We start from the raw sequence: 22529 nt of genomic DNA on the forward strand, positions 1-22529 counted from the left end.
AACCCATGCGTGAACCCCTGTTTTGGTTGGCTGTGCCGGTGATCGCTGCGGCCGCCCTGCCCGCCCACGCGGTGCAATACCTCACGGTGGAACAGGCCCAGCACCTGCTGTTTCCTGAAGCCACGGGTTTCCGGCCGGTGCGGCTCATCCTCACCGCCGCGCAGCGCGCGGCCATCGAACAGGCCGCGCGCGTGCGCGTGCGCGTGCCCGAGCTCCATGCCTGGCGCGTCGAGGGTGGGGGCCAGCCCGTGGGCTGGTTCCTGCTGGACGAGGTGTATGGCAAGCACGAGTTCATCACCTATGCCGTGGCGCTCGATGCCACCGGTGCGGTGCGCGGCATCGAAATCCTGGATTACCGCGAAACCCACGGGGGCCAGGTGCGCAACGCCGGCTGGCGTGCCCAGTTCGTGGGCAAACGCCCCGGCGCACCACTGGAACTGGACCAGGACATTCAAAACATCAGCGGCGCGACACTGTCCTGCAAACACATCGCAGAGGGTGTGCGCCGCCTGCTGGCCACCTACGAGGTCGCATTGAAATGAGCGGGGTCGTTCGCCGGGCCCAGCCCTGGCTGGGCACCCTGGTGGAAATCAGCGCCAGCGGCGGCCAGGCTGCACCGGCGGTGGCAGCGGCGTTCCGGGTCATTGCCGAGGTGCATCGTCTCATGAGCTATCACGACCCGGATTCCGACGTCAGCCGCATCAACCGCGATGGTGCCAGGCAGGCCGTCGCCGTGCACCCCTGGACGTGGCAGGTACTGGCCGCAGCCCGGACGTTCTCGCTGGCAAGCGCCGGTCTGTTCGACATCACGGTGGCACCGGTGCTGGCGCGCCTGGGCTACCTGCCGCGCCATCCTGGCTTTCCCCGCTGTTCCGGACAGGGCGACTGGCGTCATGTGGAACTGTTGCCCGGGCACCGGGTGCGGCTTGGCCGTCGCGTGCGCATCGACCTCGGGGGCATCGCAAAGGGTTTCGCGGTAGATCAGGCGCTGGAAGTCCTGCGTGCCCACGGCATGGCCAGCGCCCGTGTGAATGCCGGCGGCGACCTGCGGCTGTTCGGGCCGGCATGGCAACCCTTGTACGTGCGGCACCCGGCCGCACCCACCCAGCTTGTGCCGGTCACTGAACTGCGGGCCGGCGCCGCCGCCACCTCCGCGGGCTATTTCACCGCGCGGCGGGTGCACGGCGTGTGCGTCACACCCCACATCCATCCCCACCGCCGCCAGGCCCTGGCCCCGGCCTGCAGCGTCACGGTGCTGGCACCCGACTGCCTCACCGCCGATGCCCTGACCAAGATCGTGCTCGCCGACCGCGCCGCCGCCCGCCCTCTGTTGGCCCGGTTCGCAGCCCGGGCCATCGTGCTTGAGCGCGATGAACGCAGCGGCGCCTGGACCATGACTCAACTCCATCCCGAGGAGCCATGCCATGCATAAACTTCCTCTGCCCATCCGCCTCGGGCAACGCCACCGCCGCATACTGCAGGGCATCTTCTTCGGCACGTGGTTGTCGGGAACCCTTTGGCTGCTCTTCCATTACTTCCTCACCTCGCCGGGGCCGTTCGGTTTTGCACCGCACCCGCTGGAAAAGTGGTGGCTGCGCCTCCACGGGGCCTTTGCCTTCGCCATCCTGGTGGCCGCCGGTTCGGTGCTGCCGGTGCACGCGCGCACGGCCTGGCAGCGCAACAGAAACCGCCGGACCGGCCTTGTGCTGCAGATCTGCCTCGCATGGCTGGCGGCTACCGGCTATGCCCTGTACTACTTCGGCGGCGAATCGACCGAAACATGGCTGCCCCCTCTGCACTGGCTCCCCGGTCTCGCCCTGCCCGTCGTGCTGGCCCTGCACGTGCGGCTGGGGCGGCGTGCAGGCCTGCCCGCGCGCTACCGCCACCGCCCGGATCCACCGCAGCAGAAATCCTTGCCCGCCACCGAAACCCCCTGACCATTCGCCACCTGAAAGAAAATGGGAAAGCGGGGTCAGGCCTTTACTTTAGGAAAGTGGGGTCAGGCCTTTACTTTATAGTCAGGCCAGTGTAGCCGCCAAAGCGCGTCCACCTCTCCCACATTTTGCCGGTTATGTGGACGCAGTGTGGGAGCGGCTCCAGCCGCGCCGGACCACCTCACTATAAAGTAAAGGCCTGACCCCACCCATAAGTCCTGACCCGGTTTCCGGAGAGTCAGTCGAACACCACGGTCTTGTTGGCATAGACCAGCACGCGGTTGTCGATATGCCAGCGCACCGCGCGGGAAAGTACGATCTTTTCCAGGTCGGCGCCTTTCTGGATGAGGTCCTCGAGCTGGTCACGATGGGAGATGCGCACCACGTCCTGCTCGATGATGGGGCCGTCGTCCAGCACTTCGGTCACGTAGTGGCTGGTGGCGCCGATCAGCTTGACGCCCCGCTCGTAGGCCCGGTGATAGGGCCGCGCGCCGTGGAAGGCGGGCAGGAAGGAGTGGTGGATGTTGATGATGCGGTTCGGATAGTGGTGGATGAATTCCGGAGAGAGCACCTGCATGTAGCGCGCCAGCACGATGAAATCCACGTGGTGATGGCGCAGCAGGGCGAGCTGGTCGCGCTCCACCTCGCGTTTGGAATCCCGGTGTACCGGCATATGCTGGAAGGGGATGCGGTAGGCCTCCGCCAGCCAGTGGGTGTCCTCGTGGTTGCTGATGATGAGGGGGATGTCGCAGTGGAGCTCGCCCGCCTGGTGCCTGTACAGGAGATCCGCCAGACAGTGGTCGTACTTTGACACGAACACCGCCATGCGCGGCCGCTGGGCGGACAGGGCGAGGCGCCAGGTCATGGAAAACTTCTCCGCCACCGGGCGGAAGGCGGTTTCGAACTCCGAGATATCCAGCCGGAAATCCGAGAGGTCCCACTCCACCCGCATCAGGAAGAGTTTCATCTCCGCGTCCTGGTGCTGGTCGGCGTGGAGGATGTTGGCATCGTGGCGCAGCAGGAAGTCAGCGATGGCCGCCACCAGACCCTTCTGGTCGGGGCAGCTGATGAGGAGCACGGCGGTGTTTTTCATGGTGGGGCGCCCGGGTCTTTTCCCGGATCATAGCACCCGCCCTTCTCCGGACCCGGATGCCCGCAATTCGCCCCTGCGACGGCCGCGGCGCGCGGCTTGGCCGCGCTTCCCACATTTCAGTTGACACCGGGCCCCGGATCCCTAGAATTGGGGTCCTCGACTACCCTTGACCACAAGATATTGTGGTTCCGGGTAGCCCGCCTAAGCTGGTCATTTTTAAGCTTTTTCCAAAGAGAGCCCGTCGAGAAAGAGGAGACCACCCCATGCAACCGTCCCCCGCCGTCACCGATTCCGCCCCCGCCCGCCCCCTCGACTACGCCGCTCCGCCCACCATGAACGACCGCACCTACGCCGACTACAAGACCATCCGCCGCAACGGCAGCGTGGTGGCGTTCGAGCCCAACAAGATCGCCATCGCCATGACCAAGGCCTTCGTCGCGGTCAAGGGCAGTCAGGCCGCGGCCTCGGCGCGGGTGCGCGAGCTGGTGGAGCAGCTGACGCAGCAGGTGGTGAACGCGCTCATGCGCCGCCAGCCCAACGGCGGCACCTTCCACATCGAGGACATCCAGGACCAGGTGGAGCTGGCGCTCATGCGCTCCGGCGAACACGACGTGGCGCGCGCCTATGTGCTCTACCGGGAGGAACGGGCCCGGGCGCGCGCTGCGCAGAAGCAGCAGGCCGCCCAGCCGGCGCCCACCCTCAACGTGGTGGAGAACGGCGTGAGCCGGCCGCTGGACGTGGCGCGCCTGCGGGCGCTGATCGAGGCCTCCTGCGAGGGACTGGGCGACCAGGTTTCGCCCGACGCCATCATGGAAGCGGTGATGCGGGATCTCTACGACGGCGTGCGCATGGAGGAAGTGCGCAAGAGCACCATCCTCGCCGCACGCTCCATGATCGAAAAGGACCCGGCCTATTCCCAGGTCTCCGCCCGCCTGCTGCTCAACAGCATCCGCTACGAGGTGCTGGGCGAGGAAGTGTCCCAGGCGGAGATGGCCACCCGCTATGCCGAGTATTTCCCGCGCTTCATCAAGAAGGGCATCGAGGCGGAGCTCTTGGACGAGCGCCTGGCCCAGTTCGACCTCGCGCGCCTGGGCGCAGCGCTGGATGCCTCGCGTGACCTGCAGTTTGGCTACCTGGGGCTGCAGACCCTCTACGACCGCTATTTCCAGCACATCGACGAGCGGCGCATCGAGCTGCCCCAGATCTTCTTCATGCGCGTGGCCATGGGCCTGGCCCTCAACGAAATCGACCGCGAGGCGCGCGCCATCGAGTTCTACGACGTGCTGTCGCGGTTCGACTTCATGAGCTCCACGCCCACCCTGTTCAATTCCGGCACGCGCCACTCCCAGCTGTCGAGCTGCTATCTCACCACGGTGTCCGATGATCTGGAGGGGATCTACCAGGCCATCAAGGAAAACGCCATGCTGCAGAAGTTCGCCGGCGGTCTGGGCAACGACTGGACGCCGGTGCGCGCGCTGGGTTCCCACATCAAGGGCACCAACGGCAAGTCCCAGGGCGTGATTCCCTTCCTGAAGGTGGTGAACGACACCGCCGTGGCGGTGAACCAGGGCGGCAAGCGCAAGGGGGCGGTGTGCTCCTATCTCGAAACCTGGCACCTGGACATCGAAGAGTTCCTCGAGCTGCGCAAGAACACCGGCGACGACCGGCGGCGCACCCACGACATGAACACGGCCAACTGGATTCCCGACCTGTTCATGAAGCGGGTGATGGAGAATGGCGAGTGGACCCTGTTCTCCCCCAACGAGGTGCCGGATCTGCACGACAAGTACGGCCGTGAATTCGAGCGCGCCTACGTGGCCTACGAGGAGAAGGCGGCGCGCGGCGAGATCAAGAACTTCCGCCGGGTGTCCGCGGTGCAGCTGTGGCGCAAGATGCTCACCATGCTGTTCGAGACCGGGCATCCCTGGATCACCTTCAAGGATCCCTGCAATATCCGCAGCCCCCAGCAGCACGTGGGGGTGGTGCATTCCTCCAACCTGTGCACCGAGATCACCCTCAACACCTCGGACACGGAAATCGCGGTGTGCAACCTGGGTTCGGTGAACCTGGTGAACCACATCCGCGACGGCAAGCTCGATCACGAGAAACTCAGGAAGACCATTCGCACCGCCATGCGCATGCTGGACAACGTGATCGACATCAACTACTACGCCGTGGGCAAGGCGCGCACCTCCAACCTCAAACACCGGCCCGTGGGGCTGGGCATCATGGGCTTCCAGGATGCCCTCTACGAGCTGCGCATTCCCTATGCCTCCCCGGAGGCGGTGGAATTCGCCGACCGCTCCATGGAGGCCGTGGCCTACTACGCCTACTGGGCCTCGACGGAGCTGGCCGAGGAACGCGGCCGCTACAGCACCTTCAGGGGTTCCCTGTGGGATCGCGGCATCCTGCCCAAGGACAGCCTGAAACTGCTTGCCGAGGAGCGCGGCGGCTACCTGGAATACGATGATTCGGAAACCCTGGACTGGGAGGCCCTGCGCCAGCGCATCCGGCAGGTGGGCATGCGCAATTCCAACTGCCTGGCCATCGCCCCCACCGCCACCATCGCCAACATCGTGGGCGTGTCGGCCTCCATCGAACCCACCTACCAGAACCTCTACGTGAAATCCAACCTCTCGGGCGAATTCACCGTGGTGAACAAATACCTGGTGGCGGATCTCAAGAAGCTGGGTCTGTGGGACGAGGTGATGGTGGGGGATCTCAAGTACTTCGACGGGTCGCTTGCCCGCATCGACCGCGTGCCGGCGGAGCTGCGCCACCTGTATGCCACCTCCTTCGAGATCGAGCCCAGGTGGCTGGTGGAGGCGGCGGCGCGCCGCCAGAAGTGGATCGACCAGGCCCAGTCCCTCAACATCTACATGGCCGGCGCCTCCGGCAAAAAGCTGGACGAGATCTACAAGCTCGCCTGGATTCGCGGCCTCAAGACCACCTACTACCTGCGCACCCTGGCCGCCACCTCCGCCGAGAAATCCACCGGCAAGGGCGGCGAGCTCAATGCCGTGCCGGCCCATGGCGGCATGGCCGGAAGTGCCGCGAGCGGGCTCGGCGCGGTGGCCGCGGGCGCACCCATGATGTCCGGCACGCGCCTGCCGGAGCCGGAAATCGCCGGCAAGGCGTGCACCCTGCGCCCGGGCGATCCCGGCTTCGAGGAATGCGAAGCCTGCCAGTGACAGCCACCCGACCAGCGAGCGAACACCAACGAGGAGAACGAAGCATGCTGAGCTTTGAAGACGACCTGGCCCCCCTGCCCCGTGCCCACAGCACCGCACCCGTCGCGCGCGAGCCCGAGCCGCACTTCGATGACATCAAATACCGCCGCGTGCGGGTGGAGGACAAGCGCGTCATCAACGGCGCGGCCGACGTCAACCAGCTCGTGCCGTTCAAGTACAAATGGGCCTGGGAAAAATATTTGGCCGGCTGCGCCAACCACTGGATGCCCCAGGAAATCAACATGAGCCGGGACATCGCCACCTGGAAGGACCCCAACGGCCTCACCGAGGACGAGCGGCTCATCGTCAAGCGCAACCTGGGCTTCTTCGTCACCGCCGATTCCCTGGCCGCCAACAACATCGTGCTTGGCACCTACCGCCACATCACCGCCCCGGAATGCCGGCAATACCTGCTGCGCCAGGCCTTCGAGGAAGCCATCCACACCCATGCCTACCAATACATCGTCGAAAGCCTGGGCCTGGACGAAGGCGAAATCTTCAACGCCTACCACGAGGTGCCGTGCATCCGCGCCAAGGATGAGTTCCTCATCCCCTTCATCGACACCCTCACCGACCCCGCCTTCAAAACCGGCACGCCGGAAAACGACCAGAAGCTGCTCAAGAGCCTGATCGTGTTCGCCTGCATCATGGAAGGGCTGTTCTTCTACGTGGGCTTCGTGCAGATCCTCGCCCTGGGCCGGCAGAACAAGATGACCGGCGCGGCCGAGCAGTACCAGTACATCCTGCGGGACGAGTCCATGCACTGCAACTTCGGCATCGACCTCATCAACCAGATCAAGATGGAAAACCCGCACCTGTGGACGCCGGAATTCCGCGAGGAAATCCGCGGCCTGATCCGCCGGGGCGTGGAGCTGGAATACGCCTATGCCGAGGACACCATGCCCCGTGGCGTGCTGGGCCTCAATGCCCCCATGTTCAAGGAATACCTGCGCTTCATCGCCAACCGCCGCTGCCAGCAGATCGGCCTGGACGAACTCTACCCCGGCGCCACCAACCCCTTCCCCTGGATGGCCGAGATGATCGACCTCAAGAAGGAGAAAAACTTCTTCGAAACCCGGGTCATCGAATACCAGACCGGCGGCGCCCTGAGCTGGGACTGACCCGCCATCCACGCGGCAGCCCCTTCCCCCGCGACGCCGGGCGCCGGGCAGGCCCACCGGGGCTGAAGCCGCGCCCGCATGTCCCCCTCCTCCTCGATGGGGGAGAGTTGGGGAGGGGGTGAGTTGCAGAGATCGCAGCTAACTATCGCGGCTAAAGCCGCTCCCACAGGGCTGGCCACTGCTGTGGGAGGCGCTTCAGCGGCGACCAATGGCTTGACTAAACAGCACTGCTGTGGGAGGCGCTTCAGCGGCGACCTTCCGTCAGTGCGATGGTCCTGTCGCGGCTGGAACCGCTCCCACAGGGCTGGCCACTGCTGTGGGAGGCGCTTCAGCGGCGACCTTCCGGCAGTGCGATGGTCCTGTCGCGGCTGAAGCCGCTCCCACATGCCCCCTCCCCCTCGATGGGGGAGGGTTGGAGAGGGGGTGACAGAGGCTCCATCTGCGCATCGCGGCTGGAACCGCTCCCACAGGGCTGGCCACTGCTGTGGGAGGCGCTTCAGCGGCGACCTTCCGGCAGTGCGATGGTCCTGTCGCGGCTGGAACCGCTCCCACAGAGTCGGCTGGTGTCGTGGGAGGCGCTTCAGCGGCGACCAATGGCTTGACTAAACAGCACTGCTGTGGGAGGCGCTTTAGCGGCGACCGCCAGCTTGGCTATAAAGTAAAGACCTGACCCCAAGCAGCACCAGCTTGGCTATAAAGTAAAGACCTGACCCCAAACAGCAGTGGAGTGACCCCAAACAGCAGTGGAGGCCCCGGCCTCAGATCCAGTAGGCGGCGGTGGTCATCACCTTGGAAGTCAGCTTCATCCCCAGGCGCACGGGCAGGGGCAGGGAGGCGCCGCCGTGCTCGAGGGCGGTGGTGGCGTGCCGCGCCTCGTCGATCTTCATCTGCTCCACGATGGCCCGGCTCTTGGCATCCTGTGCCGGCAGGCGCGCGAGGTGCCGGTCGAGATGGGCTTCCACCTGGCGTTCCGTTTCCGCCAGGAAACCAAGATTCCACCGATCCCCCAGCGCGCCGGCGAGCATGCCGATGGCAAGCGAGCCGGTGTACCACAGGGGGTTGAGGTAGCTCTTGTGGGAGCCCAGCTCCTTGAGCCGGGTTTCGCACCAGTTGAGGTGTTCGGTTTCCTCCTGCGCCGCCTGTTCCAGCGCGGCGCGGGCGGCGGGGTTGCGCGCGGTGAGGGCCTGCCCCTGGTAGAGCGCCTGGGCGCATACCTCGCCACTGTGGTTGACGCGCATGAGGCCCGCGGCGTGGCGCTTCTCCGCCTCGGTGAGCGCCGGCTCGGGCAGATCCTTCCCGGGCCGCGGCCGCACCGTGGGCGCGGGGGCAAACACGGTGCGCAGGCCCTTGTCGAAGGCAATGATGAGCGTGTCCAGATTCAGCATGTTCCGGTAAACCCCAGTTGTCTTGCCACGAGCACCACGGGATGCAGCACCTCCACCGCGTGCCCCGCCTCGCGCAGTCCCGACGCCAGCCAGCGCGCGCAGCCAAAATTGGTGCTCACCCATAAGCGCGGGGGGCGATCCCCCGGTCCCGGCATTTTATCAGCCCGCAGACGCCGGGCGAGGGCCGGCTGGCGCAGGAAATACAGCCCCGCCGCGCCGCAGCACTGGTCGTTGCCCGGCAGGGACACCACCCGCAGGCCCGGGATGCGGCCAAGCAGGGCATGGACATCCGCCGCGTTGCCCAGCACGTTGCGGCTGCTGCAGGGTTCGTGGACGGCCACCGTCTCCTCCCGCGGCGCCGGCGTGAGCCGTTCCCAGCCCGGCGCCCGGGCGAGAAACGAAACCACGTCCGTGGCGCGCCGGGCGAAGGCGGCGCCGGCTTTCCCGTGGCGGCCGTATTCCACCAGACTCGCCCCGCAGCCGCTGGCACAGAACAGGATGGGCGCGCGAGCAGCCTCCCGGTCCGACCCCGCGAACACCCCGATGTTGCGCCGCGCAGCCAAGGCCGCCCGGCCCGGATCGCCGCCGTGCTGGTGCATCGCCCCGCAGCAGGTCTGGCCGCGGGGCAGGCGCACCTCGAACCCCAGCCTTGTGAGCAGGAAAATCGCGGCACGCAGGGTTTCGGCATCGGCCAGGCGCGCCACACACCCCAGGAACAGCGACACCGTGCCCTGCCGCCCGCCCCGGGCAGCATACACGGACCGGAAGCGCCAGCCCGCGGGCGCGAGCAGCAGCGGCGAGGCCAGCAGGCCCGGCAGCCAGCGCGCCGGGCCCCGCGGCGGGCGGCCCTTCTCCACCAGCAGCGCGCGCGCGCCGTCGATGATCTCCCCATAGCGCACCCCGGCGGGGCACACCGCCTCGCAGGCGCGGCAGGCCAGGCAGCGGTCGAGATGGGTGACCAGCGCCGGCTCCGGCCCAATCGCCCCCTCCGCCAGCGCGCGCGCCAGCATCACCCGGCCGCGGGGCGAATCCGCCTCCGATTCCAGCTTGCGGTAGGTGGGACAGTGGGGCAGACACATGCCGCAGGCCACACAGCGGCCGGTCTCGGTGAGCAGGGATGTCATGACCTTCGGCCGGGGTCAGGCCTTTACTTTATACCTGGTTAGCAGGCGCGCCAGCGCCGCCGGCGGCTCCCGGTCGAAAACCCGCTGAATCTGGGAAATGCGCGGGGCGGAAACGCCCGCCAGCGCCGCCGTCTCGCGCAGGCCAAGATTGGCCGCCCGCCGCAGCAGGTACACCCATGACTGGAAGGCCGGCTGGTGACGGCGGCTCTGCACATCCTCCGCACTGCAGCGGTAGATCCGGCACACTTCCTCCAGCAGCCCGTCGGGCTTCGGCCGCGCAGGCAGACGGTGCCCCCGCGGCACACCCTTTGCCTCGCTCGCCGCGGCCAGCCGCTCCATGCGCGCAAGAAATTCCTCCGAGCCCAGGTAGATCTGGCTGCGCAGGTTCTGCCAGGGCGACTCGGCCCCGATGCCCGCGCGCACGAAGCGCTGGTACGCCTGCCGCGCCGCCGCCGGATCCTCCCCGAACTGCGCCAGCACCCAGTCCGCGCGCAGCCAGCCCGGCGCCGCCACCTTGCCCACCGTGGCCCGGTAGCTGCTCCAGGCCCAGTCCTCGGGCCGCTTCACCAGCCCGGCGCGCACCGGATTCAACACCACATAGCGGCACAGCTCCAGCAGATAGCTGTCCCGGTCCACCAGAATGCTCTTGTAGCGCCCCTGCAGCACGTGCCCCACGCGCCCGTGACGGCGGTTGAACGCCTGGGTGTACACACCGTTGAGCCGCCGCATGCCGGCGACGAGATTGGGTTCGGGCGTCTCCAGCAGCAGGTGGTAGTGGTTGCCCATCAGGCACCAGGCGTAGAGCCGCCAGCGCTGCTGCTGCACCTCGCGGGCGAGCAGATCCAGGAAACGCTGCCGGTCGGCATCGTCGAGAAAGATCTCCTCCCGCCCGTCCCCGCGGGCGGTGATGTGATAGACGGCTCCGGGGAATTCCAGACGCAGGGGACGTGTCATGGTGTCAATGTAGCCGCGAGGCGCTATAAAGTAAAGACCTGACCCCTGTTGCTCGTGTGACCCCTGTTGCTCGTGACCCCTGTTGCTCAGTTCCCCTCCCCCTTGATGGGGGGAAGGCGGGGCGAGGGTGAGCATGGGGTAACTGCCGCGACCGGTGGCTTGACTATAAAGTAAAGACCTGACCCCAGTACCTGACCCCACCACCGTTAAAAAAACGGGCGCCCGAAGGCGCCCGTTTGATGCTTCGCGATTCGGTTGAGCCGAATCAGAAGGTGTGCTTCACACCCACGCCGAAGCCATGCGGGTCCTTGCCCGTGACCGTGCCCGGATTGTCGCCATGGCCACCGCCGAACGCACTGTATGCAGCAGCATTGTCGTTGTTGGTCTGCGCATAGACAGCGTAAATGGTCGTCCGCTTGGACAGGGCATGATCCACACCCAGCGCCCACATGGACGCGCCGGTCTCGCTTTCGTTGGCCAGACCGCTGTTCTTCAGGTCGCCCGCCTTGTAATACTGGAGCTTGAGGGTGTTGGCGCCCAGCTTGTACGCGCCACCCAGGCCCCAGGTGTTGCGCTTCACGTTGTTGTTGGCAGCATTGCGGAAGAGACCGGATTCGTGCTGATACAGGCCGACCACCTTGAAGTCGCCGAAGTTGTAGCCGGCGGACAGACGCCAGGCCTTTTCATCATCCCGGCCGGCCGTGCCAAAGTCGGAGAACTTGTGTTTTTCGTAGCCCAAGCCAGCATAGATGGGGCCGTTTTCGTAGGTCACGTTGCCGGACCAGGCGCTGACAGAATCGGTCGAAAGGGTGCCGGAATCTCTGGCGACGCCAGAGGAAGCGTTGGTCACGTACGCGACCAGGGCCTTGAAGCCATTGAAAGCTGGCGTGCCGTAGGCGATCACGTTGTTGGGACGGAGATCGAAACCGGCAGTATTGTTAATCCCTCCGCCCACTGCGCTCGTTACCAGATTGCGGTTATCCCCCAGCTGGTCGCCGAAGAGATCCACCTTTCGGCCAACCAGTTTGAGGGGCGACTCGTGCTTGCCGAGGATGACCATGCCCCAGGACTTGGAGCTGAGGCCGACGTAAGTGTTGCCGGAGCTCACGCCGTCCTTTGTTGCACCGAAGCTGGTATCGGCGTTACCCGTGCCACCGGCCGAGAAGTAGGTCTGGATCTGCCAGATGGCGGACAGCCCGTTGCCCAGATCTTCCGTGCCCTTGAAGTAGATGTTGGAGGCGTTGCTGGACACGTTCCAGTTGGTCGTGTTGTCCGTGCCGTTGCCCGTGTTGCCCTTCATGCTGTCCAGCGAGAAGTGCATCGTGCCGCCGATCACCACGTTGCTGCTGTCGGCCATCGCCACCGGAGCCGCGAAGGCGCCGGCCACGGCCAGAGCGAGAAGCTTCTTGTTCATCGAGTCTCTCCTTTTGTTGATGAGTCAAGCGGGCTCGGGCGGAACGCCCTTCGCCCAGTCAACCTCTCCTGATGCGAGAAGTTGAGCCAATTGTGCCGAGGCAGGGAACGGGGTGACAAGTTTTTCAGGGATTTTTTTGCAACAGCCAGGCCCTGTGTTGTGTTTTTGCAACACCCGGCCCTTCCCACAGTGGGGGAAGGTCCCTGTGGGAGCGGCTGCAGCCGCGATTATGTTTGTCCCGCCTGTCGCCGCTGAAGCGCCTCCCACAGGGGTGAAGCTGACACAGGAGCACATCCGCTTCACCCCCGCCCCTGCCCTCCCCCATCCAGGGGAAGGGGGACCTTTGGCAGCGCCCAAGCCTTTCCGGGAGTGGCCAGAGCCTGTGGGAGCGGCTTCAGCCGCGATCAACCCTGCCGGGACCCCAGGTCGCCGCTGAAGCGCCTCCCACAGGGGTGGAGCTGACACTGGAGCACATCCGCTTCACCCCCAACCCCGCCCCTCTCCCATCGAGGGGAAGAGGGCTGTGGGCGCGCCAGGGCCTGTGGGAGCGGCTTCAGCCGCGATCAGCCCTGCCGGGACCCCAGGTCGCCGCTGAAGCGCCTCCCACAGGGGTTGAGCTGACACAGGGGCTCATCTGCTTCACCCCCGCCCCTGCCCTCCATCGGGGCGGAGGGGACCTGTGGCAGCGCCCAAGCCTTTCCGGGAGTGGCCAGAGCCTGTGGGAGCGGCTTCAGCCGCGATCAGCCTTGCCGCACCCCCGGCCGCCGCTGAAGCGCCTCCCACAGGGATGGAGCTGACACTGGAGCCCTGCGCTTCATGAAGCGCACCCCTCGTACCGGGGGACGCCCTGACCTTGTCAGCGGCCGGGAGAGTGATACCATGGTAACACCCACTGGACAGGAAGCCGCCATGACCGTGAGCACGACCCTCAAACTGCCGGAGGCGCTCAAGGAGCGCATCCTCCGGCTGGCCAGGGAATCGAACAAGTCCGCCCACAGCCTGATGATCGAGGCGCTGGAGCGGGAGGTCGCCCGCGAGGAGCGCATGCGGGCATTCCTTCGCGAAGCCCTGGCCGCGGATGCCGCCATCGACGGCGGCGCGCAGGTCTATCGGGCGGAGGACGTGCACGACTGGCTGGAACGCTTCGCCGGCGGGCACGAAACCGCGTCGCCGCGGCCGTGGCGAAAGTAGTCTATTCGGCGAACGCCCTCGCCAACCTGAAAACCACCTTCGAGTTTCTGCGCCAGCACGACAGGGAGGCAGCGGTTGCCTCGGCTGCGGCGATTCGCGAGGCGGTGGGCATGCTGGCACGGCACCCTCTGATCGGCCGCCGCGTGGAAGGCGAGCTGCGGGAGCTGGTGATCTCGTTCGGCAAGACGGGCTATGTGGCGCTCTATCGTTTTCTGCCCGTGCAGGACGAAGTGCGCATTCTCGCCATCCGTCACCAGCGGGAGCTCGACTACCCGCTCTAGTGGGGTCAAGTCCAGCGGGGTCAGGTCTTTACTTTATAGTCAAGCCCCTGGCCGCTGCTGAAGCGGCTCCCACAGGGGTTGAGCTGACACAGGGGCTCATCTGCTTCACCCCCGCCCCTGCCCTCCCCCATCGAGGGGGAGGGGGACCTGTGGGGGCGCCGGCGCCTCTTTGTGGGAGCGGCTTCAGCCGCGATCAGCCTTGCCGGGACCAGAGGTCGCCGCTGAAGCGCCTCCCACAGGGGTGGAGCTGACACAGGAGCGCAACCCCCACCCCTGCCCTCCCCCATCGAGGGGGAGGGGGACTTGTGGGAGTGCCAGGGCCTGTGGGAGGGGCTTCAGCCCCGATCCCCCGCCGCCGTCCGCCGGATTCAGGCGAAGAGGCGGGCGAGTTCGGCGCCGGGGTCGGGGGCGCGCATGAAGGCTTCGCCCACCAGGAAGGCGTGGACGCCGTTTTCGCGCATGAGCCGCACGTGGTCCGGGGTGAGGATGCCGGATTCGGTGACCACCAGCCGGTCCCCGGGGATGCGGGGCAGCAGGCCCAGGGTGGTGTCGAGGCTCACCTCGAAGGTGCGCAGGTTGCGGTTGTTGATGCCGATGAGGGGCGTTTTCAGCTGCAGGGCCGCGTCCAGTTCCGCGGCGTCGTGCACTTCCACCAGCACGGCCATGCCCAGGTTGTGGGCGATGGATTCGAGTTGCTGCATGGCGGCCACGTTGAAGGTTTCACCCCCACCCCTGCCCTCCCCCATCGGGGGGGAGGGGGTCGCAAAGGCGGCGACGATGAGCAGGATGCAGTCCGCACCCATGGCCCGCGCCTCGTACACCTGGTAGGGGTCGATGATGAAGTCCTTGCGCAGCACGGGCAGGGCGCAGGCGTCGCGCGCCTGTTTGAGATATTCGGGGCTGCCCTGGAAGAAGGGGCGGTCGGTGAGGACGGACAGGCAGGCGGCGCCCCCCCGCTCGTAGCCGGCCGCGATGGCGGCGGGGTGAAAGTCCTCCCGCAGCACGCCCCTGCTGGGGCTGGCCTTCTTGATCTCGGCGATCACGGCGGCCCTGCCTTCGGCAATCTTCGCGCGCAGGGCGCCGACGAAATCCCGCGGCGGCGGCGCGAACTTTGCAGCGGCGCGCATGGCCTCGGGGGGCTCGGCGCGTTTCGCGGCGGCGATTTCCTCCGCCTTGACTGCGAGGATTTTCTGCAGGATGTCGGACATATCAGAACCTCAGCCGCTGGGGCGCGCCGGCGCCGGGGATTACCGGGGATCGCTGACGGGCCGCCCCATGCCGTGCGCGGGCGGATGGGAGTCGGCAACGCCGGCGCCCGCCGCGAATGGGCTGCCCTGTCCACCCCGGCGCTTCATGCCTTCCCCGCGAAGCGCATGGAGAAAACCCTGAGCGCCTCGAGCCGGGCCTTCGCCGCGCCGCTTTCGATGGCGCCGCGCGCCCGGGCCACGCCTTCGGCCAGCGTCGGCGCGACGTTGCCCACATAGATGGCGGCGCCGGCATTGAGGCAGACGATGTCGCGGGCCGGGCCGTCCACGTTGTCGAACACGCTCTCGATCATGGCGCGTGCCTCGTCGATGTTGTGCACGGCGAGCCGCTCGGAGGCGCAGGGATCGAAGCCGAACTGCTGCGGATTGAGGGTGTATTCCCGCACCCTGCCTTCCTTGAGCTCCGCCACGAAGGTGTCGGCGCCCAGGCTGATTTCGTCCAGGCCGTCGGCGGCGTGCACCACCATCACGTGCCGGCTGCCGAGTTCCGCCAGAACGCGGGCGAGCTTGCCCACCAGGTCCGGCGCGAACACGCCCATCACCTGGTTCTTCGCGCCGGCGGGATTGGTGAGGGGCCCGAGCAGGTTGAACAGGGTGCGCACGCCCAGTTCCCGGCGCACGGGGGCGGCGTAGCGCATGGCCGTGTGGTAGTTGGGCGCGAACATGAAGCCGACGCCGATCTCCTGCACACAGCGGGCCACCTCGTCCGGCGCCAGGTTGACGTTGACGCCCAGCGCCTCCAGGACATCGGCGCTGCCGCAGGTGCTGGAGACCGAGCGGCCGCCATGCTTGGCCACCTTCACGCCCGCGGCGGCGGCGACGATGGCGCTGGCGGTGGAGATGTTGAAGGTGTGGGCGCCGTCGCCGCCCGTGCCGCAGGTGTCCACCAGATGCTCGTCCGGCGGCAGGGGCACGGGCGTGGCCAGCTTACGCATGACGCGCGCGGCGGCGGCGATTTCGGTGACGGTCTCGCCCTTGGCACGCAGCGCCACGAGAATGCCCGCGATCTGCACCGGCGTGAGTTGCCCGGTCATGATCTGCTGCATGACATCGAGCATCTCCTCCGCGGAAAGATCGCGTTTGTCGAGGAGAGTGGCGAGGGCTTGTTGCGGTGTCATCACGTCCTCCAGTCTGCCCCCTCTCCCCCCGTGGGAGAGGGTTGGGGAGAGGGGGTCTTGAGGAAATTCGCCAGCATCTCGTGCCCGTACTCGGTGAGGATGGATTCCGGATGGAACTGCACGCCCTCCACCGGCAGGGTCTTGTGGCGCACCCCCATGATCTCGCCATCGTCGGTCCACGCGGTGATTTCCAGGCAGTCGGGCAGGGTTTCGCGCTCGATCACCAGGGAGTGATAGCGGGTGGCGGTGAGCGGGTTGGGCAGACCGCGGAACACGCCCACGTCCCGATGGTGGATGAGGGAGGTCTTGCCGTGCATGAGCTGCTTCGCGTGGACGATGCGCCCGCCGAAGGCCTGGCCGATGGCCTGGTGGCCGAGGCAGACGCCGAGAATGGGCACGCGGCCGGCGAAGGCGCGAATGAGGGGCACGGAAATGCCCGCCTCGCTGGGCGTGCAGGGGCCCGGTGAGATGACGATGTGACCGGGTGCCAGCGCCTCCACGCCCGCCAGGTCGATCTCGTCATTGCGGAAGACACGCACCTCCTCGCCCAGCTCGCCGAAATACTGCACGAGGTTGTAGGTGAAGGAGTCGTAGTTGTCGATCATCAACAGCATGGGTCACCTGTTACCGCGTTTGGCCGCTGCGCGCATGGGGTCGCGCCGGTCTTGCCCCCACCCCGGAAGCCCCCCGCGCCGGCTCCACCGCTGCCGACCCCGGCGCCCCGCGGGGCACACACCGTGGCGGAGGGTGGTCGCTCCAAAGCAGGCTCACGATACCAAAAGCGGGACGTTTCCTCACGCCTTTCCCGCACCCAGACCGCCCAGCGCCAGTTCCGCGGCACGCAGCACGGCGCGCGCCTTGTTGCGGGTCTCCTGCCATTCGTTTTCCGGGACGGAGTCGGCGACGATGCCGGCGCCCGCCTGGACGTAGAGGGTGCCGGCCTTGACCACCGCAGTGCGGATGGCGATGGCAAGGTCCATGTCGCCGTTGAAGCCCAGATAGCCCACGGCCCCGGCGTAAATGCCGCGCCGGGTGGGCTCCAGCTCGTCGATGATTTCCATGGCCCGCACCTTGGGCGCCCCGCTCACCGTGCCCGCGGGGAAGGTGGCGCGCAGCACGTCCATGGCATCGAGCCCGTCGCGCAGCGTGCCCTCCACGTTGGAGACGATGTGCATCACGTGGGAGTAGCGTTCGATCACCATGTTCTCGGTGACGCGCACGCTGCCGATGCGGGCCACGCGGCCCACGTCGTTGCGGCCCAGGTCCATGAGCATGAGGTGCTCGGCACGTTCCTTGGGATCGGCGAGCAGCTCGGCGGCAAGGGCCTGGTCTTCCTCGCGGGTGCGGCCGCGGGGACGGGTGCCGGCGATGGGCCGCACGGTGACGGTATCCCCCTCGAGACGCACCAGGATCTCGGGCGAGGCGCCCACCACGTGGAAGTCGCCGAAATCGCAGTGGAACATGTAGGGCGAAGGATTGAGACTGCGCAGCGCCCGGTAGAGGTTCAGGGGCGGCGCGGGGAAGGGCTGGCTCATGCGCTGGGAGAGAACCACCTGCATGATGTCGCCGTCGTAGATGTAGCGCTTGGCCCGGGCCACCGCTTCCCTGAAGGCCGCCTCACCGAATTCCGAGGTGGCCTCCCGGCGCGGGAACACGGGGGTTGGCGGCGGCGTGAGCGGGGCGCGCAGCTTCGCTTCCAGTTCGTCCAGCCGCGCCTGCGCCCGCGCGTGGCTGCCGGCCTCGGCGGGATCGGCATAGACCACCAGATAGAGCTTGCCCATGACGCTGTCCACCACCACCAGCTCCTCGGACAGCAGCAGCAGGATGTCCGGCGTGCCGATGGGGTCGGGCTTGTCCCCGTGGGCGAGCCTGCGCTCGATGTAGCGCACGGTGTCGTAGCCGAAATAACCCACCAGGCCGCCGCAGAAACGGGGCAACCCCGGGCGCTGGGCGACACGGAAGCGGCGCCGGTAGTCGTCGATGAATGCCAGGGGGTCGGCGCAGGTCTCGCGAAGCCGCACCCCCGTGTCGTCTTCCACGGTCACCTCGTGGCCGCGCACCACCAGGCGGGTGCGCGCGGGCAGGCCAATGAAGGAGTAGCGGCCGAAGCGCTCGCCGCCCTGCACCGATTCGAACAGATAGGTGTAGGGCTGGTTGGCCAGCTTGAGATAGACGGACAGGGGCGTGTCCAGGTCGGCGAGCAGCTCCCGCACGAGGGGCACGCGGTTAAAACCCTCGCGGCCGTGTTGCAGAAAATCTTGTTCGGTCATGTTCACCCCAGAGGCACAGGGTCACAGGGAAAACCAGTCGCGGGCGGGCGTGGCGCACGGCGCTGCCCGGTGTCGGCCGTCTTTAGCGCCATCGCCCGAGGGGGCCCGGCATCCGCTCTGTGTGCCTGCCTCCGGAGTGCATGTCAGGCCCTGCGTATCAGTTTGCTCGCCTCGAGCAGGCTGGGCACCACCGCGTCCACGTCCAGCTCCGCCACAGGACGGCCCCGGTTGTAGCCGTAGGGCACGACGAACACATGGCAGCCCGCGGCGCGCGCAGCCTGGGCGTCGTTGAGGGAATCGCCGATCAGGAGCAGCTCCCGCGGCGCGATGCGGAAGTGCTCGCAGGCATGCAATAGCGGCAGGGGATCGGGCTTCTTCTTCGGCAGGGTGTCCCCGGACAAAATCAGCTCGAAATAACCGTGCAGGTGCGTGGCGAGCAGCAGCGGCACGGTGAACTGTTCCGCCTTGTTGGTGATGCAGGCAAGGTGGAAGCCCGCCGCCTTCATGGCATCGAGCCCCTCGCGCACACCCGGGAAGGGACGCGACTCGTCGGCCACATGCTCGCCGTAATGGCGCTGGTAGAGCCTGAGGGCACGGTCGAACAGTTCCGGATCGGGTTCCGCCTCCATGTCACCGGTAAGCACCCGCTTGACCAGGCGGGAGACGCCGTTGCCGATGTAGGTCTTGAGCACCTCCGTGGCCACCGGCGGGCGGCCCAGGTCGGCCAGCATGCGGTTGGCGGCCGCGGCGAGATCGGGCGCCGTGTCGAGCAGCGTGCCGTCGAGATCGACGACCACCGCCTTGATGTCGAGGGGAAATTGGATGCTCATCGAATTCCTGTCAGTCGTTTGCTGCCACAATGTCCCGGCCTTCCCCCGGTGGTCGGGCCGGGGCGCATGGGAGGCGCTTCTGTCGCGCCCCCGCCGAATCATCGCGGCTGAAGCCGCTCCCACAGCCCAGGCTCCCCTGTGAAAGGCGCTTCAGCGGCGACCCCCGGCAGCCCGCATGACCCCGGCTCAAGCCCCTGCCCCCCTCGACGGGGGAGGGCCAGGGTGGGGGTGGCAAACCCTTGGCCGCGATCCCCGCGAATTAGCCCACCTGGTTCGATTGCGGCTGAAGCCGCTCCCACAGCCCAGCCCCCCGTGGGAGGCGCTTCAGCGGCGACCCGGGGCGGGCCGCATGACCCCGGCTCAAGCCCCTGCCCCCTCCCCCTCGACGGGGGAGGGTCAGGGTGGGGGTGGCAAACCCTTGGCCGCGATCCCCGCGGATTAGCCCACCTGGTTCGATCGCGGCAGAAGCCGCTCCCACAGCCCAGGCTCCCCTGTGGGAGGCGCTTCAGCGGCGACCCGGGGCGGGCCGCATGACCCCGGCTCAAGCCCCTGCCCCCTCCCCCTCGACGGGGGAGGGTCAGGGTGGGGGTGGCAAACCCTTGGCCGCGATCCCCGCGGATTAGCCCACCTGGTTCGATCGCGGCTGAAGCCGCTCCCACAGCCCAGCCCCCCGTGGGAGGCGCTTCAGCGGCGACCCGGGGCGCGGGCCCCGTTCCGCTCACACCTTGGCCAGTTCGGCGCGCAGGGCGGCGATGATGGAATCGTAGCGGTGCGGGTCGGAGTCCTTGCCCGCCCCGAACACGGCGGAGCCGGCCACGAAGGTGTCGGCACCGGCCCGGGCGATCTCGGCAATGTTGTCCACCTTCACGCCGCCGTCGATCTCGAGCCAGATCTCACGGCCGGTCTTCTCGCGGTAGGCGTCGATCTTCCGGCGCGCAAGCCGCAGCTTGTTGAGGGCTTCCGGAATGAACTTCTGGCCGCCGAACCCCGGGTTCACGCTCATGAGCAGGACCATGTCCAGCTTGTCCATCACGTGGTCCATCCAGTCGAGGGGCGTGGCGGGGTTGAACACCAGCCCGGCCTTGCAGCCCTGGTCCTTGATCAGGGCGAGGGAGCGGTCGATGTGCTCGGAGGCTTCCGGGTGGAAGGTGATGATGTTGGCCCCCGCCTTGGCGAAATCCGGAATGATGCGGTCCACCGGCTTCACCATCAGGTGCACGTCGATGATGGCGGAGGTGAGCGGCCGGATGGCCTCGCACACCAGCGGGCCGATGGTGAGGTTAGGCACGTAATGGTTGTCCATCACGTCGAAATGGATGATGTCGGCGCCGGAGGCGATGACGTCCGTGATCTCCTGCCCGAGCTTGGCGAAATTGGCGGACAGGATGCTGGGCGCAATGCGGAACTGGGCCATGACGGGAATCCTCGATCGGAAACAAAGCTTTGCATTTTACCCGGAAACGCCCGGCCTTGCCTACGCGCGGGAATTCGTGTGCAATAGGCAGCCCTCCCGACTCCCCACGAGCCCGCCATGGCCGAACGCACCAAGTACGAAATCACCGTCACCTCCCGCGTGGATTACCTGCCGGAACAGTCGGACGAGGCGGCCGGCCGTTACGTCTTCGCCTACACCATTACCATCACCAATACGGGCACCGTCGCCGCGCAGCTCATCAGCCGGCACTGGATCATCACCGACGGGGAGGGCCAGGTGCAGGAGGTGAAGGGGCTGGGCGTGGTGGGGGAACAGCCTTTCCTCAAACCGGGGGAGAGCTACGAATACACCAGCGGCTCGGCCATTCCCACCCCCGTGGGCACCATGAAGGGCAGCTACCAGATGGTGGCCGAGGACGGCACCCGCTTCGACGCCCCCATTCCGGAATTCGTGCTGAGCGTGCCGCGGGTGCTGCACTAAAGGCATCAGTCGTCCCTGCCCCTCCTGGGCAGGGTGTACCAGACGATGAAGATGAGCAGGCCCAGGGCGATGCCGGCCTCCAGCAGCAGCCATCCCATGACGTGTTCCTCCTTCGGTCGCAGGCTGCAATCCTACCTGAAAAGCCTGGCCCTCCTGCTCGGGCTGGCCGGCTGCGCCCTGCCGCCGAAGCCGCCCGTGACGCCGCCGGCAGCGCCCACCCCGGTGCTCACGCCGGTGCCCTGGAGCGCGGTGGAGGGCTGGGAAGCCAACGATGCCGCCGGCGCCTGGCCCGCCCTGCTCGCCTCCTGCCGGAGCCTCGCGCGCCAGCCTGCATGGAAGGCGCCCTGCGAAGCCGCGGCCCGGGAGACACCCGCGGATGACGCGCAGGCGCGCGCGTTTTTCCAGCGCTGGTTCACACCCCACCGGCTTTCCGCCAGCGACGGCAGCGACACCGGGCTCATCACCGGCTATTACGAACCCCTGCTCTTGGGCAGCCGCAACCGTTCCGAACGTTTTCGCCATCCCGTGTACGGTGTGCCGGAGGATCTGCTCACCATCGATCTCGGCAGCGTGTATCCCGAGCTCAGGTCCTACCGCCTGCGCGGACGGCTGGTGGGCAACCGCGTCCTGCCCTATTACAGCCGCGCCGAGATCGAAGCGGGCAGCGCCCCCCTCACGGGCAAAGTGATCGCCTGGGTGGACGATGCGGTGGCGCTCTTCTTCCTGCACATCCAGGGATCGGGCCGCATCCTGCTGGACACCGGCGAGACCCTGCGCGTGGGTTATGCCGACCAGAACGGGCATCCCTACGTCTCCATCGGCAAGAAGCTGGTGGAATGGGGCGAACTCACCCCGGAGCAGGCTTCCATGCAGGGCATCCGCCGCTGGGGCGAACAGCATCCGGACAGGCTGCCCGGGTTGCTCGCCGCCAATCCCAGCTATGTCTTCTTCCGGGAGCTGCCGCCGCCCCCTGCGCAGGGGCCGGACGGGCCGCCGGGGGCCCTGGGCGTGCCCCTGTCCGCCGGGCGCAGCCTGGCCGTGGACCCGCGCTCCGTGCCCCTGGGCGCGCCGGTGTTCCTGGTCACCACCTGGCCCAACCGGGAAGCCCCCCTCAGGCGGCTGATGCTGGCCCAGGATACGGGCGGCGCCATCAAGGGCGTGGTGCGCGCGGATTTCTTCTGGGGTTTCGGCGAGGAAGCCGGACGCCTGGCCGGCGCCATGCGCCAGCCGGGGCGCATGTGGGTGCTGCTGCCGAAAAACGGCTCCTGATGCGCCGCGTCCGAGCCGCGACTGATCGCGGCTAAAGCCGCTCCCACAGGGTTGCGCCGTCGTGGGAGGCGCTTTGGCGGCGACCCCAGGCGCACGCGGATGATCGCGGCTCAAGCCGCTCCGACAGGGTGCGCT

At 67.3% G+C, this 22529-nt stretch carries 20 protein-coding genes; 9 read left to right on the forward strand and 11 right to left on the reverse strand.

Features of this window, described 5'->3' with window-relative positions:
• Positions 1-5 precede the first annotated feature (5 nt).
• From ACZ42P_RS06390 to ACZ42P_RS06400, 3 genes are read left to right on the forward strand one after another with little or no spacing between them, the layout of a single operon-like run.
• The gene (locus ACZ42P_RS06390) at positions 6-542 is read left to right on the forward strand and encodes an FMN-binding protein (protein WP_464899247.1); all 537 of its coding nucleotides are present in this window, start codon (positions 6-8) and stop codon (positions 540-542) included.
• A complete protein-coding gene (locus tag ACZ42P_RS06395; RefSeq protein ID WP_464899248.1) occupies positions 539-1432 on the forward strand; it encodes an FAD:protein FMN transferase in 894 nt (297 codons plus the stop codon). Before ACZ42P_RS06390 ends, ACZ42P_RS06395 begins: the two co-directional genes overlap by 4 nt.
• Positions 1425-1937, forward strand: a complete 513-nt coding sequence (locus tag ACZ42P_RS06400) for a hypothetical protein (protein ID WP_464899249.1) — start codon at positions 1425-1427, stop codon at positions 1935-1937. Before ACZ42P_RS06395 ends, ACZ42P_RS06400 begins: the two co-directional genes overlap by 8 nt.
• Positions 1938-2172: 235 nt before the next feature.
• Here the strand turns inward: ACZ42P_RS06400 and purU are convergent, their stop codons facing one another.
• Positions 2173-3027 carry a formyltetrahydrofolate deformylase gene (purU, locus tag ACZ42P_RS06405; RefSeq protein ID WP_464899250.1) on the reverse strand — a complete coding sequence of 285 codons (855 nt, stop codon included), beginning with the start codon at positions 3025-3027 and terminating at the stop codon, positions 2173-2175.
• Between the two features lie 263 nt (positions 3028-3290).
• Here purU and ACZ42P_RS06410 point away from each other — a divergent pair, with 263 nt between their 5' ends.
• Together ACZ42P_RS06410 and ACZ42P_RS06415 are read left to right on the forward strand one after the other, a co-directional pair.
• Positions 3291-6218, forward strand: coding sequence for a ribonucleoside-diphosphate reductase subunit alpha (locus ACZ42P_RS06410; protein ID WP_464899251.1), 2928 nt, complete (start codon positions 3291-3293; stop codon positions 6216-6218).
• 44 nt (positions 6219-6262) lie between these two features.
• Entirely contained in the window at positions 6263-7378 is a 1116-nt protein-coding gene (locus tag ACZ42P_RS06415) for a ribonucleotide-diphosphate reductase subunit beta (RefSeq protein ID WP_464899252.1), read from the forward strand.
• A gap of 758 nt (positions 7379-8136) precedes the next feature.
• Here the strand turns inward: ACZ42P_RS06415 and coq7 are convergent.
• The 4 genes from coq7 to ACZ42P_RS06435 all read right to left on the reverse strand — a co-directional run bounded on the left by coq7 (position 8137) and on the right by ACZ42P_RS06435 (position 12255).
• Complete coding sequence (coq7, locus tag ACZ42P_RS06420) at positions 8137-8760, reverse strand: 2-polyprenyl-3-methyl-6-methoxy-1,4-benzoquinone monooxygenase (RefSeq protein ID WP_464899374.1); 624 nt, start codon at positions 8758-8760, stop codon at positions 8137-8139.
• Positions 8757-9887 carry a (Fe-S)-binding protein gene (locus tag ACZ42P_RS06425; RefSeq protein ID WP_464899253.1) on the reverse strand — a complete coding sequence of 377 codons (1131 nt, stop codon included), beginning with the start codon at positions 9885-9887 and terminating at the stop codon, positions 8757-8759. Before ACZ42P_RS06425 ends, coq7 begins: the two co-directional genes overlap by 4 nt.
• 15 nt (positions 9888-9902) lie before the next feature.
• Positions 9903-10841, reverse strand: coding sequence for an REP-associated tyrosine transposase (locus tag ACZ42P_RS06430; protein WP_464899254.1), 939 nt, complete (start codon positions 10839-10841; stop codon positions 9903-9905).
• Between the two features lie 265 nt (positions 10842-11106).
• Positions 11107-12255 (reverse strand): porin, encoded by a 1149-nt coding sequence (locus ACZ42P_RS06435; protein ID WP_464899255.1) that lies wholly within the window; start codon positions 12253-12255, stop codon positions 11107-11109.
• Between the two features lie 909 nt (positions 12256-13164).
• Between ACZ42P_RS06435 and ACZ42P_RS06440 the strand changes: the two genes are divergently transcribed.
• Complete coding sequence (locus tag ACZ42P_RS06440) at positions 13165-13446, forward strand: CopG family ribbon-helix-helix protein (RefSeq protein WP_464899256.1); 282 nt, start codon at positions 13165-13167, stop codon at positions 13444-13446.
• The gene (locus ACZ42P_RS06445; RefSeq protein ID WP_464899257.1) at positions 13434-13727 is read left to right on the forward strand and encodes a type II toxin-antitoxin system RelE/ParE family toxin; all 294 of its coding nucleotides are present in this window, start codon (positions 13434-13436) and stop codon (positions 13725-13727) included. The genes ACZ42P_RS06440 and ACZ42P_RS06445 overlap by 13 nt, the downstream gene beginning before the upstream one ends.
• 368 nt (positions 13728-14095) lie before the next feature.
• Here the strand turns inward: ACZ42P_RS06445 and ACZ42P_RS06450 are convergent, their stop codons facing one another.
• From ACZ42P_RS06450 to rpe, 6 genes are all read right to left on the reverse strand, one after another.
• Complete coding sequence (locus ACZ42P_RS06450; RefSeq protein WP_464899258.1) at positions 14096-14935, reverse strand: indole-3-glycerol phosphate synthase TrpC; 840 nt, start codon at positions 14933-14935, stop codon at positions 14096-14098.
• A 143-nt stretch (positions 14936-15078) separates the two neighbouring features.
• Positions 15079-16110 (reverse strand): anthranilate phosphoribosyltransferase, encoded by a 1032-nt coding sequence (trpD, locus tag ACZ42P_RS06455; protein WP_464899259.1) that lies wholly within the window; start codon positions 16108-16110, stop codon positions 15079-15081.
• A complete protein-coding gene (locus tag ACZ42P_RS06460) occupies positions 16110-16724 on the reverse strand; it encodes an anthranilate synthase component II (RefSeq protein ID WP_464899260.1) in 615 nt (204 codons plus the stop codon). Before ACZ42P_RS06460 ends, trpD begins: the two co-directional genes overlap by 1 nt.
• A gap of 180 nt (positions 16725-16904) precedes the next feature.
• Entirely contained in the window at positions 16905-18380 is a 1476-nt protein-coding gene (trpE, locus tag ACZ42P_RS06465) for an anthranilate synthase component I (protein ID WP_464899261.1), read from the reverse strand.
• A gap of 143 nt (positions 18381-18523) precedes the next feature.
• Positions 18524-19210 carry a phosphoglycolate phosphatase gene (locus ACZ42P_RS06470; protein ID WP_464899262.1) on the reverse strand — a complete coding sequence of 229 codons (687 nt, stop codon included), beginning with the start codon at positions 19208-19210 and terminating at the stop codon, positions 18524-18526.
• A 718-nt stretch (positions 19211-19928) separates the two neighbouring features.
• A complete protein-coding gene (gene rpe, locus ACZ42P_RS06475; RefSeq protein WP_464899263.1) occupies positions 19929-20624 on the reverse strand; it encodes a ribulose-phosphate 3-epimerase in 696 nt (231 codons plus the stop codon).
• Positions 20625-20741: 117 nt separating this feature from the next.
• Here rpe and apaG point away from each other — a divergent pair, with 117 nt between their 5' ends.
• Complete coding sequence (apaG, locus tag ACZ42P_RS06480; protein WP_464899264.1) at positions 20742-21125, forward strand: Co2+/Mg2+ efflux protein ApaG; 384 nt, start codon at positions 20742-20744, stop codon at positions 21123-21125.
• A 96-nt stretch (positions 21126-21221) separates the two neighbouring features.
• On the forward strand, positions 21222-22394 hold the full coding sequence (gene mltA, locus ACZ42P_RS06485) for a murein transglycosylase A (protein ID WP_464899265.1): 1173 nt from the start codon (positions 21222-21224) through the stop codon (positions 22392-22394).
• Positions 22395-22529: the final 135 nt, after the last annotated feature.

This window comes from Thiobacter subterraneus (assembly GCF_055379455.1).